Annotated in this window: 10 protein-coding genes; 7 read left to right on the top strand and 3 right to left on the bottom strand. The window is 74.0% G+C overall.

Annotated elements, in window-relative coordinates; translation table 11 throughout:
- From ACSNOK_RS22415 to ACSNOK_RS22395, 5 genes are all read left to right on the top strand, one after another.
- On the top strand, positions 1-1,384 hold a 1,384-nt coding region (locus ACSNOK_RS22415), incomplete at its 5' end, for an MFS transporter (RefSeq protein WP_436782539.1).
- A 19-nt stretch (positions 1,385-1,403) separates the two neighbouring features.
- Positions 1,404-2,630 (top strand): arginine deiminase, encoded by a 1,227-nt coding sequence (locus ACSNOK_RS22410; protein ID WP_436782538.1) that lies wholly within the window; start codon positions 1,404-1,406, stop codon positions 2,628-2,630.
- 205 nt (positions 2,631-2,835) lie between these two features.
- Positions 2,836-3,888 carry an ornithine carbamoyltransferase gene (gene argF / locus ACSNOK_RS22405; RefSeq protein WP_436782537.1) on the top strand — a complete coding sequence of 351 codons (1,053 nt, stop codon included), beginning with the start codon at positions 2,836-2,838 and terminating at the stop codon, positions 3,886-3,888.
- A gap of 71 nt (positions 3,889-3,959) precedes the next feature.
- Positions 3,960-4,787, top strand: a complete 828-nt coding sequence (locus tag ACSNOK_RS22400; protein ID WP_436782536.1) for an enoyl-CoA hydratase family protein — start codon at positions 3,960-3,962, stop codon at positions 4,785-4,787.
- Between the two features lies 1 nt (position 4,788).
- The gene (locus ACSNOK_RS22395) at positions 4,789-7,041 is read left to right on the top strand and encodes a bifunctional salicylyl-CoA 5-hydroxylase/oxidoreductase (protein ID WP_436782535.1); all 2,253 of its coding nucleotides are present in this window, start codon (positions 4,789-4,791) and stop codon (positions 7,039-7,041) included.
- A gap of 37 nt (positions 7,042-7,078) precedes the next feature.
- On the opposite strand, the gene ACSNOK_RS22390 is transcribed toward ACSNOK_RS22395, so the two are convergent.
- Both ACSNOK_RS22390 and ACSNOK_RS22385 read right to left on the bottom strand, forming a co-directional pair.
- A complete protein-coding gene (locus ACSNOK_RS22390) occupies positions 7,079-7,918 on the bottom strand; it encodes a PaaX family transcriptional regulator (protein ID WP_436782534.1) in 840 nt (279 codons plus the stop codon).
- On the bottom strand, positions 7,911-9,539 hold the full coding sequence (locus tag ACSNOK_RS22385; protein ID WP_436782533.1) for an AMP-binding protein: 1,629 nt from the start codon (positions 9,537-9,539) through the stop codon (positions 7,911-7,913). Before ACSNOK_RS22385 ends, ACSNOK_RS22390 begins: the two co-directional genes overlap by 8 nt.
- Positions 9,540-9,749: 210 nt before the next feature.
- On the opposite strand from ACSNOK_RS22385, the gene ACSNOK_RS22380 reads away from it, so the two are divergent.
- Both ACSNOK_RS22380 and ACSNOK_RS22375 read left to right on the top strand, forming a co-directional pair.
- Positions 9,750-10,925 (top strand): acyl-CoA dehydrogenase family protein, encoded by a 1,176-nt coding sequence (locus ACSNOK_RS22380; protein ID WP_436782540.1) that lies wholly within the window; start codon positions 9,750-9,752, stop codon positions 10,923-10,925.
- Positions 10,922-11,350, top strand: coding sequence for a RidA family protein (locus tag ACSNOK_RS22375; RefSeq protein ID WP_436782532.1), 429 nt, complete (start codon positions 10,922-10,924; stop codon positions 11,348-11,350). Before ACSNOK_RS22380 ends, ACSNOK_RS22375 begins: the two co-directional genes overlap by 4 nt.
- 71 nt (positions 11,351-11,421) lie before the next feature.
- Here the strand turns inward: ACSNOK_RS22375 and ACSNOK_RS22370 are convergent, their stop codons facing one another.
- Positions 11,422-12,645 carry a protein-glutamine gamma-glutamyltransferase gene (locus ACSNOK_RS22370; RefSeq protein ID WP_436782531.1) on the bottom strand — a complete coding sequence of 408 codons (1,224 nt, stop codon included), beginning with the start codon at positions 12,643-12,645 and terminating at the stop codon, positions 11,422-11,424.
- Between the last annotated feature and the right edge of the window lie 498 nt (positions 12,646-13,143).

Below are 13,143 nucleotides of genomic sequence, written 5' to 3'. Positions count from 1 at the left end.
CCGCCCGTCCCCGTCATCGCCCCCCGACCCCCGCCGCTGGCTGGTCCTCGCGGTCGCGTCGGCCGCCCAGTTCCTCGCCGTCCTCGACGTCTCCGCGGTCAACGTGGCCTTCCCCGTGATCGGGGAGGACTTCCCCGCCGCCTCGGCGGCGGGGCTCTCATGGGTGCTCAACGCCTACACCATCGTCCTCGCGGCCCTGTTGATCCCGGCCGGGCGGCTGGCCGACGTGCTGGGCCGGCGCCGGGCGTTCCTCCTCGGCCTCGCCGTGTTCGGGCTGGCCTCCGTCGGCTGCGGGCTGGCGCCCGGGCTGGGGTGGCTGGTGGCCGCCCGGGTGGCGCAGGGCGTCGGCGCGGCCCTGCTCGTCCCCACCTCCCTCTCCCTCGCGCTGCCGGCCTTCCCCGCCGCGCAGCGCGCCGCGGCCCTCGGCGCCTGGACGGGCGTCAGCGCCCTGGCGGCCAGCGCCGGCCCGGTGATCGGCGGGCTGCTCGCGGCGTCCGACTGGCGCTGGGTGTTCTTCCTCAACGTCCCGGTGGTGCTGGTGGCGCTCGTCGCGGGCGTCCGGCTGCTGCCCCGGCCGGCACCGGCCGGCCGGCAGGGCTGGGACCCGCCGGGGACGGCGCTGGTGTGCGTCGCGATCGGCGCCCTGACGACCGCCGTCGTCGAGGCCGACGACTGGGGCCGGACCTCGCCCGCCACCCTCGGCGCGCTCGCCGCGGGCCTCGCGGCGACGGCGCTCGGCGTCCGGCACGTGCGCCGCGCCCCCGAGCCGGTCGTCGACCCGGCCCTCTTCCGCGCCCGGGGCTTCACGGCCGCCACCGTCGGTCTGTTCTGCTACTTCCTCGCCTACTCGGCCATGCTGCTCGCCGCGTCCGTGCTCTGCACCGACGTCTGGCACTGGTCGGTCCAGCGCTCCGGCCTCGCCCTCACCCCCTGGCCCGCCACGGTGCTGCTGGTCTCGTCCCTCTCCGGCCGCCTCGTCGGCGCGCTGGGCGAACGGGCCGTCGCCGTCGTGGGCGCGGCGTCCTTCACGGCCGCCTCGCTGTGGTGGCTGACCGTCGTGGACGGCACCCCGCGCTACGCCACCGCCCTCGTGCCCGGCCTCGTCCTCGCGGGCGTCGGCACGGCGCTCTGCCAGTCGGTGATGTTCGCGGCGACCGGCCGGCTGCCGGACCGCCGGATGTCCCAGGGCTCGGGCGTCCTGATGATGTCCCGACAGGTCGCCACGGCCCTCGGCGTGGCCGTGCTCGTCGCCCTGGGCGGCGGCGCCCACCGGCTCGGGCTGGGCACCCTCCGCGCCGGATGGGTGTTCGCCGCGGCGGCCGCGGCCCTCGCGCTGCTCGCGTGTCTGACGTTCCGTCGTGGCACTCGGGGTGATCACGGCTGAATCAGGTGAGGATGGGGGGATGGGATTCCATGTCGATTCCGAGGCCGGGCGGCTGCGGCGGGTCATCCTGCACCGCCCGGACCTGGAGCTGAAGCGGCTCACCCCGTCCAACAAGGACGCCCTCCTCTTCGACGACGTGCTGTGGGTCCGCCGCGCACGCGCCGAGCACGACGGGTTCGCCGACGTGCTGCGCGAGCGCGGCGTCGAGGTGCACCTCTTCCAGGACCTGCTGGAGGAGACCCTGCGGGTGCCCGCCGCGCGCACGCTCGTCCTGGACCGCGTCTTCGACGAGAAGGAGTACGGCCCGCTGGCGACCGACCCGCTGCGCGCGGCCTTCGAGGGGATGCCGGCCCCCGAGCTGACGTCCTGGCTGGTCGGCGGGATGACCAAGCGCGAGTTCCTGGAGCGGCACGCCGAGCCGGTCTCCGTCCGCTTCCATGTGACGGACCTCGACGACTTCCTGATCAACCCGCTGCCCAACCACCTCTTCACCCGCGACACCTCCGCCTGGATCTACGACGGGGTGTGCATCAACGCGATGCGCTGGCCCGCCCGTTGGCACGAGACCGTGCACTACGAGGCGGTCTACCGACACCACCCGATGTTCGCGGCCGACGACTTCCACGTCTGGTCGGAGGGCCAGGCCGCCTACCCGTCGACCATCGAGGGCGGGGACGTGCTGGTGATCGGGCAGGGCGCGGTGCTGATCGGGATGAGCGAACGGACCACCCCGCAGGCCGTGGAGATGCTGGCCCACCGGCTGTTCGCCACCGGCTCCGCCCGGACCATCGTGGCGCTGGACATGCCCAAGCGCCGGGCCGTGATGCACCTGGACACGGTGATGACCATGGTGGATGGGGACACCTTCACCCAGTACGCCGGGCTCGGCATGCTCCGCTCGTACACCATCGAGCCCGGGGTCGGCGAGCGCGAGCTGAAGGTCACCGACCACCCGCCGGCCCATATGCACCGGGCCATCGCCGCCGCCCTGGGGCTGGACTCGATCCGGGTGCTCACCGCGACGCAGGACGTGCACGCGGCGGAGCGGGAGCAGTGGGACGACGGGTGCAACGTGCTGGCGATAGAGCCGGGCGTGGTCGTGGCGTACGAACGCAACGCGACGACCAACACCTTCCTGCGCAAGCATGGGATCGAGGTCATCACCATCCCCGGCAGCGAGCTCGGCCGGGGGAGGGGCGGCCCGCGCTGTATGAGCTGCCCGGTGGAACGGGACCCTGTGGCGTAGGTGAGCCACGGGGAGAGGCGGGAAGGCGGTGAGGCGAAGGGGTCGAGCGGCCGGGTGGGGCGGCAGGGATGAGAAGGCATGAGAGGGGCCGGTGGAAGGCCGTGAGACGATGAGTGCATAATATTGCGATCAAGCGCATAGAATTCCAGCGCGGAGGCGTACGGAACGCGCCGCGTCCGGCGCGCACGGCATTCAGGGAGTCCTCATGGCCACAGACCTCGCGGGCCGCGGCCTGCTCAAGGAGACGGATCTCAGCCCCGAGGAGTTCCACGGCCTCGTCGAGCTGGCCGCCGAGCTGAAGGCGGCCAAGCGGGCCGGCACCGAGGTGCCCCGGCTGACCGGGCGCAACATCGCGCTGGTCTTCGAGAAGACCTCCACCCGAACCCGCTGCGCCTTCGAGGTCGCCGCCGCCGACCAGGGCGCCCGCACCACCTATCTGGACCCCACCGGCTCCCAGCTCGGCCACAAGGAGTCGGCCCGGGACACCGCCCGCGTCCTCGGCCGGATGTACGACGCCATCCAGTACCGGGGGCACGCCCAGGAGACGCTGGAGGAGCTCGCCGCGTACGCCGGCGTCCCGGTCTTCAACGGCCTCACCGACACCTGGCACCCCACCCAGATGCTCGCCGACATCCTCACCGTCTCCGAGCACACCGCCAAGCCCCTGGAGCACGTGGCCCTCGCCTACCTCGGCGACGCGCGCTACAACATGGGCAACTCCTACCTCGTCACCGGCGCCCTGCTCGGCATGGACGTCCGCATCGTGGCCCCCGAGGAGCTCTGGCCCGCCCCCGGCATCGTCGAGGAGGCCCGCCGGCTGGCCCGGTGGAGCGGCGCCCGCGTCACGCTCACCCAGGACGTCGCCGAAGGGGTGGCGGGCGCCGACTTCGTCGCCACCGACGTCTGGGTCTCGATGGGCGAGCCCCGCGAGGTGTGGGACGCGCGGATCGCCCTGCTCGCCCCCTACGCCGTCACCATGGACGTCCTCCGGGCCACCGGCAACGCGGCCGTGAAGTTCCTGCACTGCCTGCCCGCCTTCCACGACCTCGGCACCTCGGTCGCCCGGGAGATCCACGAACGGCACGGCCTCACCTCCCTCGAAGTCACCGACGAGGTCTTCGAGTCCGTGCACTCCGTCGTCTGGGACCAGGCCGAGAACCGGATGCACACCATCAAGGCGCTGCTCGTCTCCAGCCTGGCCCGCCCCGAGCCGTCCGGAGGGGCCGCGGACCCCGCACTGCCCATCGCGCACTCGTGACGACGGTCACACATCGGTGATAGCTTCGCCGGGCAGGCACCAGCCCACCCGGCTGAAGGAGGCCGTGCCCGATGAGCCCGTTCACCGGATCAGCGTCCACGACCGAGGAATGGCGGCACCTGCGCCTGACCGTGGACTCCGGCGTCGCCACCGTCACCCTCGCCCGACCGGACAAGCTCAACGCCCTCACCTTCGGCGCCTACGCCGACCTGCGCGACCTGCTCCCCGAACTCGCCCGGGACGACGCGGTGCGGGCCCTGGTCCTCGGCGGCGCGGGGCGCGGCTTCTGCTCCGGCGGGGACGTGGACGCCATCATCGGCGCCACCCTCGCCATGGACACCCGCCGGCTCCTCGACTTCAACCGGATGACCGGGCAGGTCGTCCGGGCCCTGCGCGAATGCCCGTTCCCCGTCGTCGCGGCCCTCCACGGGATCGCCGCGGGCGCCGGGGCGGTGCTCGCCCTCGCCGCCGACTTCCGCGTCGCCGACCCCACGGCCCGCTTCGCCTTCCTCTTCACCAGGGTCGGCCTCTCCGGCGGCGACATGGGCGCCGCCTACCTGCTGCCGCGCGTCGTCGGCCTCGGCCACGCCACCCGGCTGCTGATGCTGGGCGACACCGTCCGTGCCGCCGAGGCCGAACGCATCGGCCTGATCAGCCGGTTGGTGCCGGAGGGCGAGGCAGCGGACGAGGCCCTCGCGCTCGCCCGCCGGCTGGCCGCGGGGCCCGCCCTGGCCCTCGCCCAGACCAAGGCCCTGCTCGCCGCCGAGCTCGACATGCCCTTCTCCGCCGCCGTCGAACTCGACGCCGCCACCCAGGCGCTCCTGATGAACAGCGCCGACTACGCCGAGTTCCACGCGGCGTTCACGGCCAAGCGGACGCCGCACTGGCGGGGCGTCTGACGTGCGCGTCGCGGTCATCGGCGGCGGGCCCGGCGGGGTCTACACCGCCGCCCTCCTGAAACGGCGCGACCCCGGCCACCAGGTCACCCTCTGGGAGCGCAACGCCCCCGACGACACCTTCGGCTTCGGCGTCGTCCTCTCCGACGAGACGCTCGGCGGCATCGAGAGCGCCGATCCCGAGGTCTACGCCGCGCTCCGCCGGTCGTTCGTCCGCTGGGACGACATCGACGTCGTGCACCGGGGCCGCGCCCTGCGCTCCGGCGGCCACGGCTTCGCCGCGCTCGGCCGCCACCGGCTGCTGCGGATCCTGCACGACCGCTGCCGCGGCCTCGGCGTCGGCCTGCGGTTCCGGACGGAGGCACCGCCCGCCGCCGAACTCGCCCGCACCCACGACCTCGTCGTCGCCGCCGACGGCGTCCACAGTGCCACCCGCACCGCCCACGCCGACCACTTCCGCCCTACCCTCACCACCCACCGCTGCCGCTATATCTGGCTCTCCGCCGGCTTCGCCTTCGACGCCTTCCGCTTCGAGATCGTCGAGACCGAGCACGGCGTGATGCAGCTGCACGGCTACCCCTACGCCCCCGACGCGAGCACGGTGATCGTCGAGATGCGCGAGGAGGTCTGGCGCCGGGCCGGCTTCGACCGCCATACCGAGGCGGAGACCCTCCGCGCCTGCGCCGCCCTCTTCGCGGAGGCGCTGGACGGGCACCCGTTACGCGCCAACCGCTCCGCCTGGACGGCCTTCCGCACGGTCGTCAACGCCCACTGGTCGTACGGCAACACCGTGCTCCTCGGCGACGCCGCCCACACCGCCCACTTCTCCGTCGGCTCCGGCACCAAACTCGCCGTCGAGGACGCCCTCGCCCTCGTCGGACGGCTCACCGGACCGGGCGGCACGGAGGACGTACCGGCGGCCCTCGCGGCGTACGAGGCCGAGCGGCGCCCGCTCGTCGAGTCCACCCAGCGGGCCGCCCGGGCCAGCCTGGAGTGGTTCGAGGAGCTGGCCTGGCGGCGGCGGAACCGGACGCCCCGGCGGTTCGCCTTCGACCTCCTCACCCGCAGCCGCCGCGTCACCCACGACAACCTCCGGCTCCGCGACCCGGCGTTCGTCGCCGCCGTCGAGGAGGAGGCCGGGATCCCGCCCGGCACCCCGCCCATGTTCACCCCCTTCACCCTGCGCGGACTGACGCTCCGCAACCGCGTGGTGGTGTCCGCGATGGACATGTACTCCGCCACCGACGGCACACCCGGCGACTTCCACCTCGTCCACCTCGGCGCGCGCGCCCTGGGCGGCGCCGGGCTGGTGATGACGGAGATGGTCTGCGTCAGCCCCCGAGGACGCATCACCCCCGGCTGTACGGGCCTGTACGCACCCGGGCACGAGGCCGCCTGGCGCCGCGTCACCGACTTCGTCCACGAGGCCGCCCCCGGCACGGCCATCGGCGTGCAGCTCGGCCACTCCGGCCGCAAGGGCTCGACACGGCTGATGTGGGAGGGCATGGACGACCCGCTCCCGGAGGGCGGCTGGCCGGTGGCCGGCCCGTCGCCCCTGCCCTACCGGCCCGGCGTCAGCCAGGTGCCGGAGCGGCTCGGCACCGACGGCCTGCGACGGATCAGGGACGCCTTCGCGTCCTCCGCGTCAGCCGCCGCCCGCGCCGGCTTCGACCTCCTCGAACTGCACTGCGCCCACGGCTATCTTCTCTCCTCCTTCCTCTCCCCGCTCACCAACCACCGCGACGACGCCTACGGCGGCGACCTCCCGCGCCGGCTCGCCTACCCCCTGGAGGTCTTCGACGCGGTCCGCGCCGTCTGGCCCGCCGACCGGCCGATGACCGTCCGGATCTCGGCCACCGACTGGGCCCCCGGCGGCACCACCGCCGACGACGCGGTGGCCGTCGCCCGTGCCTTCGCCGCGCACGGCGCGGACGCGGTGGACGTCTCGACGGGCCAGGTCGTCCCCGACGAACGGCCCGCGTTCGGCCGCTCGTACCAGACGCCGTTCGCCGACCGGATACGGAGCGAGGCGGACGTCCCGGTGATCGCCGTCGGGGCCATCTCCTCCTGGGACGACGTCAACTCGCTGATCCTCGCGGGCCGCGCCGACCTCTGCGCCCTCGGCCGGCCCCACCTCTACGACCCGCACTGGACGCTGCACGCGGCGGCGGAACAGGAGTACAGCGGGCCGGGGGTGTCCTGGCCGGTCCAGTACCGGGCGGGGAGCCGCCGGCCGCCGGTGGGGCGGCGGGCGTAGAGCCCCGGGGCCCCCGGACCCCGGGGGGCCGGGCCCCTCACCCCTCCAGCACCTCCGCGACGAACGCCGCCCCCGCGTCCCGCAGCCGCCGGTGCAGCGCCGTGAACACCCGCGCCGAGCGGACGCCGGGCCAGTCCGCCGGCAGCACGGCCGCGGGCAGCCCCGGATCGGCGTACGGCAGGCGGCGCCAGGCGTCGAGGGCCGACAGGTAGTCCCGGTACGCCTCCTCCGGCACCGTCGGCCGCCGCCGCGCCCAGCGGCGCAGCACCGGCTCGTGGGCCTCCAGGAACGCGTGGTGGCGACGGGCCAGCGCCTCCAGATCCCACCAGCGGGCCACCGCCTCCGCCGTCGGCTCGAAACCGAGGTGCCGGCCGCGGAACAGGTCCACGTACGGGCCCAGGCCCAGCCGGTCCAGCGTGTGCCGCGTCTCCTCGTGCACATGCGCCGGGGCGATCCACACGCCCGGCGCGGCCGTCCCGAACCCCAGCCGGGACAGCCGCGAGCGCAGCAGGTGCCGCTTGTGCCGCTCCTCCTCCGGCACCGAGAAGACCGCCAGCAGCCAGCCGTGGCCCGGGCGGGCGGCGGGCCGGCCGAGGATCCGCCGGTCGCCGTCGTCGAGCAACTGCCGCGCCGCGTCGGACAGTCCGTACCCCGCCGCGCCGTCCGCCGTCCGGCCGGCGGTCAGCAGGCCGCGCCGCTTCAGCCGGGAGACCGCCGACCGCACCGAGGGCGCGTCCACGCCCACCGCGCCGAGCAGCCGGATCAGCGCCGCGACGGGCAGCGGGCCGGCCGGGCACCCGGCGGCCCCGCGGCCGTACGCGCCGTAGAAGGAGACGATCAGCGAACGGGGAGTGGGGGACGGCTGGTGGTCAGTCACGGGGAAACTGTAAAGCGCCCGAACGCAGCCTGTACCGCTGCAATTTGCCGGTGGGCGTGCGCGGCAGCGCGTCGAGGAACTCGATCTCGCGAGGGCACTTGTAGGGGGCGATCTCCTTTTTGGTGAACTCTCGCAGGTCGTCGGCGGTGTGCCCGCTGCGCGGGACGCCGGCCCGCAGCACCACGTGCGCGACGACGACCTCGCCGCGCCGCTCGTCCGGCCGCCCGGTGACCGCCGCCTCCAGCACGTCGGGGTGGCGGAGCAGCGCCTCCTCGACCTCGGGGCCCGCGACGTTGTGACCACCCGAGACGATCATGTCGTCGGCGCGCCCGAGGAAGGTGTGACAGCCGTCGGGGTCCCGGACGTAGCGGTCGCCGGTGAGGTTCCAGCCGTTCCGGACGTACGTCGTCTGCCGGTCGTCGGCGAGGTAGCGGCAGCCCACCGGGCCGCGCACGGCCAGCAGGCCGGGCGTGCCGTCGGGCAGCGGCCGGCCGGCGTCGTCCACGATCCGCGTCTCGAAGCCCGGCACCGGGCGCCCGGTGGTGCCCGGGCGGGACGTTTCGTCGGCGGCGAGGAAGATGTGCAGCATTTCGGTGGCACCGATCCCGTTGATCAGCGGCAGTCCGGTGGCCGCCCGCCAGGCGTGCCACAGCGCGGCGGGCAGGTGCTCGCCCGCGGAGACGCACCGGCGGAGGGACGACGTGTCGTACGAGCCGATCCGCTCCAGCATCGCCCGGTACGCCGTCGGGGCCGTGAACAGAACGGAGACGCGCTGCCGTTGGACGTCCGCGAGCAGCTGTCCGGCGCCCGACCAGCCGGCGAGCACGGTCGAGGCCCCGGCCCGCAGCGGGAAGACCAGCAGTCCGCCCAGGCCGAAGGTGAAGCCGAGCGGCGGGCTGCCGCCGAAGACGTCGTCGGGCCGTGGCCGCAGCACCCGCGCCGAGAAGGTGTCGGCGACGGCGAGGACGTCCCGGTGGAAGTGCAGACAGCCCTTGGGCGGTCCGGTGGTCCCGGAGGTGAACGCGATGAGCGCGACGTCGTCGGCCGACGTCTCCACCGCGGCGTACGATGGTGGTTTCTTTGCCGCCAGCCGCAGCAGGTCGCCCGGCGAGCCGCCGCCGAACGGCGTCGTCCGCAGGCCGGGCACGGCCGCCTTGCCGAGTTCGCCGGTGGAGCGCGCGTCGCACAGCGCGTGCCGTATGCGCGCGATGCGGCAGATCTCGGCCAGTTCACGGGCGCGTTGGGCGTCCGGCACGGTCACGGCCACGGCTCCGGCCTTCGTCACCGCCAGCCAGCAGGCGGCGAGGAGGGGCGTGGTGGGGCCGCGGAGGAGGACGCGGTTGCCGGGAACCACGCCGAGGTCGGTGGTGAGCGCGTGCGCGATCCGGTCGACGCGTTCGAGCAGCTCGCCGTACGTCCAGACGCCCCCGGCCTTGTCCCGTACGGCCGGCCGGTCCGCTCCCCACCGGGCCACGGCCGCGTCCAGCAGCTCGGCCCCGCAGTTGAGCCGGTCCGGGTAGGACGGGACGTCCGGGCCGAACGGCAGGTCCGGCCACTGGCCGGGCGGCGGGAGGCTGTCGCGGGGGAAGGTGTCGACGTGGGCCGACGGCATGAGCTCCATGACGGATCGCGCCCCCTCGTGCCGGGGAAGGGTGGAGGTGCGGGGGAGCCGGCGGAGGTGCGTGGGGGCCGGCGGAGGTACGCGGGGTCTTGCCAGCCGTACGGATGCGCTGCCAGCGTAACGAGACCGTGACGACAGTCAACAGAGCGCGACAACCTCTGACTCGCGGCGGAGGACGACGGAACGCTACCGAAAGGACGGACGGTGCCGATGCCATCCGCGCAGGACCCGAAGGACCCCTCCGGCGGCCGGCCTTCGGGCCGGGCCCCCTTCTCGCTCACCCCCGAACAGCGCGCCTGGTCGGCCTCGTTGCGTACCCTGACCGCCCGCCGGTTACGCCCGCTCGCCGACGCGGCGGAACCCGGCCGCGTCAACCGCCCGCTGGTGGCCGCGCTCGGCGAACACGGCCTGCTGGAGCGGCTGTTCCCCGCCGACGGGGTGCTCCGGGCCGTCGACCTGTGTCTGCTGCGCGAGGCGCTGGCACAGGAGTGCACCGAGGCGGAGACCGCGCTCGCCCTCCAGGGCCTTGGCACCCACCCGGTCGCCCAGGCCGGCACGGAGGCCCAGCGGGACCGCTGGCTGCCCGAGGTCGCCGCCGGACGGGCCGTCGCCGCCTTCGCGCTCAGCGAGCCGGAGGCGGGCTCCGACGCGGCCGCCCTCCGGCTGCGGGCCGAACCCGCGGGGACGTCCGGCTGGACGCTGCACGGCGCGAAGCAGTGGATCTCCAACGCCCCGGAGGCCGACTTCCACACCGTCTTCGCCCGGACCCGACCGGACGCCGGGGCGCACGGCATCACGGCGTTCCTGGTCCCGGCCGGCCGCCCGGGTCTGGGCGGCCGGCCGTTGCACATGATCGCGCCGCACCCCGTCGGGCTGCTCACCTTCGACGGCGTCCCCGTCGGCCCCGACGACGTCATCGGCGAGGTGGACGCCGGTTTCCGCGTCGCCCTGCGCACCCTCGACCTGTTCCGGCCGAGCGTCGGCGCGTTCGCCGTCGGCATGGCCCGCGCGGCCCTGCGCGCGGCCCTCGACCACGCCGCCGAACGCCACGCGTTCGGCGCCCCGCTGAAGGACCTCCAGGCCGTCTCCCACCGGCTGGCCGACATGGCCACCCGCACCGAGGCCGCGTCCCTCCTCGTCCACTCCGCCGCCGGCGCCTACGACGCCGGCGAACCGGGCGTCGCCGCCCGCTCGGCCATGGCCAAGCTCTACGCCACCGAGACCGCCCAGGACGTCATCGACGCCGCCATCCAGATCCACGGAGCCCGCGCCCTGGAACAGGGACACCTCCTGGAACACCTGTACCGGGAAGTCCGGGCGACCCGCATCTACGAGGGGGCGACCGAGGTACAACGCACGATCATCGCGAGGGAGCTGTACCGATGAGCGGGGCACCGAGGGACGCGGGTCCGCCGCACGTCGCCCGGGTCAACCCGCCCTCGCTCGCCCCGCCCCGCGGCTTCACCCACGCGGTCACCGCCCAGGGCGGGCGCCTGGTCTTCCTCGCGGGCCAGACGGCCCTCGACGCCGGGGGCCGGCTGGTCCCGGGCGACCTCCCCGCCCAGTTCGAACGTGCCCTGACCAACCTCCTCACCGCCCTGGCGGCCGCCGGCGGCACCCCGTCCGACCTCGCCCGCGTCACCGTCTACACCACGGACGTCGCCGCCTACCGCGCCCACGGCCCCGAACTGGGCCGTATCTGGCAGCGGCTGGCGGGCCGCCACTACCCGGCGATGGCGGTGATCGGCGCCGTCCGGCTGTGGGACGAGGAGGCACTGGTGGAACTGGACGGGGTGGCGGTGCTGCCGTGAGACGCGGTGGGTTGCCCCGGGCATGAGGGGGAGGGGGAGAGCCGGACGGCCGGCCCTCCCCCTCCCACCGGTCACGGCCAGCCCTGCGTCACCTTGTCGGGAGCGGTGTTCCAGCTCTTGGGAATGAACGTGATCACATACACGCCGCGGTCGAAGTCCGAATAACCGGCCGACCAATTACGGAACTTGCTCTCGTAGACGTGCATGGGGCCGAGGTCGCTGCCGGGCGCGTGGTAGTGGTTGCCGTGAGTCCAGACGGTCTTCTCGGCGTCCGCTTCCGTCTGCGCCCCGAACCAGCCGTAGTCGAAATTGACGAAGCCCTCACCGGGGCTCGTGGGGCTGCGCGGGATGTTCCGGTCCCTCGACATGTCGACCAGCCCGGTGCCCGGGGCGGGGCGGAAAGCCTCCGGGTCGCCGTACTTCCTCTTGTCGGCGGAACCCGACCGGTCCTGGCCGCTCCAGAAGTGCTTCGAGTAGATCACCGCCTTCATCCTGGACGGGTCGGAGTTCCCGCCGTTCCTGTCCCTGAAGGACGGGGTGTTCCTCAGCGCCGAGTACAGGCGCGAACGCGTGTCCTCGCGGCTCAGGGGGTCGTTGGTGTTCGCCAGCTCCTTCTTGAGGTTGGCGACGTACGCCGCCTCGTCGTGGGCGTTCTCCATCGCCTTGTTCATGACGGAGGCCACCTCGCGAGCCCGGCGGAATCCCTTCTCCTCGTCGAAGCTGTCCTTGGCGATACGGCCCTCGAACTCCGCGCGCGTCTCGCCGGGCCGGGGCCGGGTGCCGGTCAGCGCGTTCCTGTACCGGTTCTCGTCGAAGGAGGCGAAGGCCAGGTCGTTCGTCGGGTATTCGCCCGAGTTCACCCAGGTGACGCCGACGCAACCGTAGGACAGCCATTCCCGCTGCTGCTCGGTCATCTGCCGCTTCTTGCCGTCGCGGTGGCTGTAGACCTGCTGCCATTTGCGTATGTAGTTGTTCACGACCGTCTCGGCCCTGCCGTACACGGGCCGGTACGGGTCGGGCATCCGGTCCAGCGGCTCGGCCGGCGGCGTCATCCGGTCGTCGGCGGACGCGGGGGGCCGGAGGGACGGGCCGGCGCCCGGGAGGTCCGGGGCGCTGTCGTTCAGCGCGTTGATGTTCTCGACGTCGTCCACCGTCAGGTGGTGCGTCGCGGCGTAGGACTTCTTCTCGTCCCCCGGCTCACGGACGGCGGCCTCACCGGCCGCGGGTATGAGCCCGGCGGCGCAGACGACCGCGCCCAGGGTGGCGAAGAGGAGGGACCTCGGACGGTGGTGCATGGGCAGCGACAACTCCTTTGTGGCCTGAGGGGGGTGAAGGGCCGATAAGGAAGGCAGGCGAGAGCACGACGCGGGGAAGATGAGCACGGCGCGTCGCCGCTCGGGTCCCTGAGGCGTGCCGTCCCGTGGTACGGGCCGGTGGCGGGAGATCGCCGACGTGCGGCGTAAGAGGCGGCCGGGGAACGCCGGTCACGGTCGTACTACGACGACGCGACCGCGGCGGCCGACCGCCGTCAGACGACCCGCGGGCCGCCCGGTTTCCTCCGGGGGGAGGGGGTATCGCCGTCCCCGCGCGGCACGGTCGCGGCGACGGGGGCGAGGGCGCGGAGAGACGCTCGGCGTAACACTCTTCTCGGCTCCTGGTGAGTGATCGAGGCGATACGAACGGTGATCATCTCCCCGAACGCCCTCCCCGGCAACACCAGGGCTTGATAACCGGCCACCCAGCCACAGGGACGATATTCGGCCGCCCCTTCCCCACACCTGTCTCTTATACAC

This window comes from Streptomyces sp. URMC 126, from assembly GCF_051386555.1.
Taxonomy (GTDB): domain Bacteria; phylum Actinomycetota; class Actinomycetes; order Streptomycetales; family Streptomycetaceae; genus Streptomyces.
This window is presented reverse-complemented; position numbering and strand designations above follow the sequence as displayed.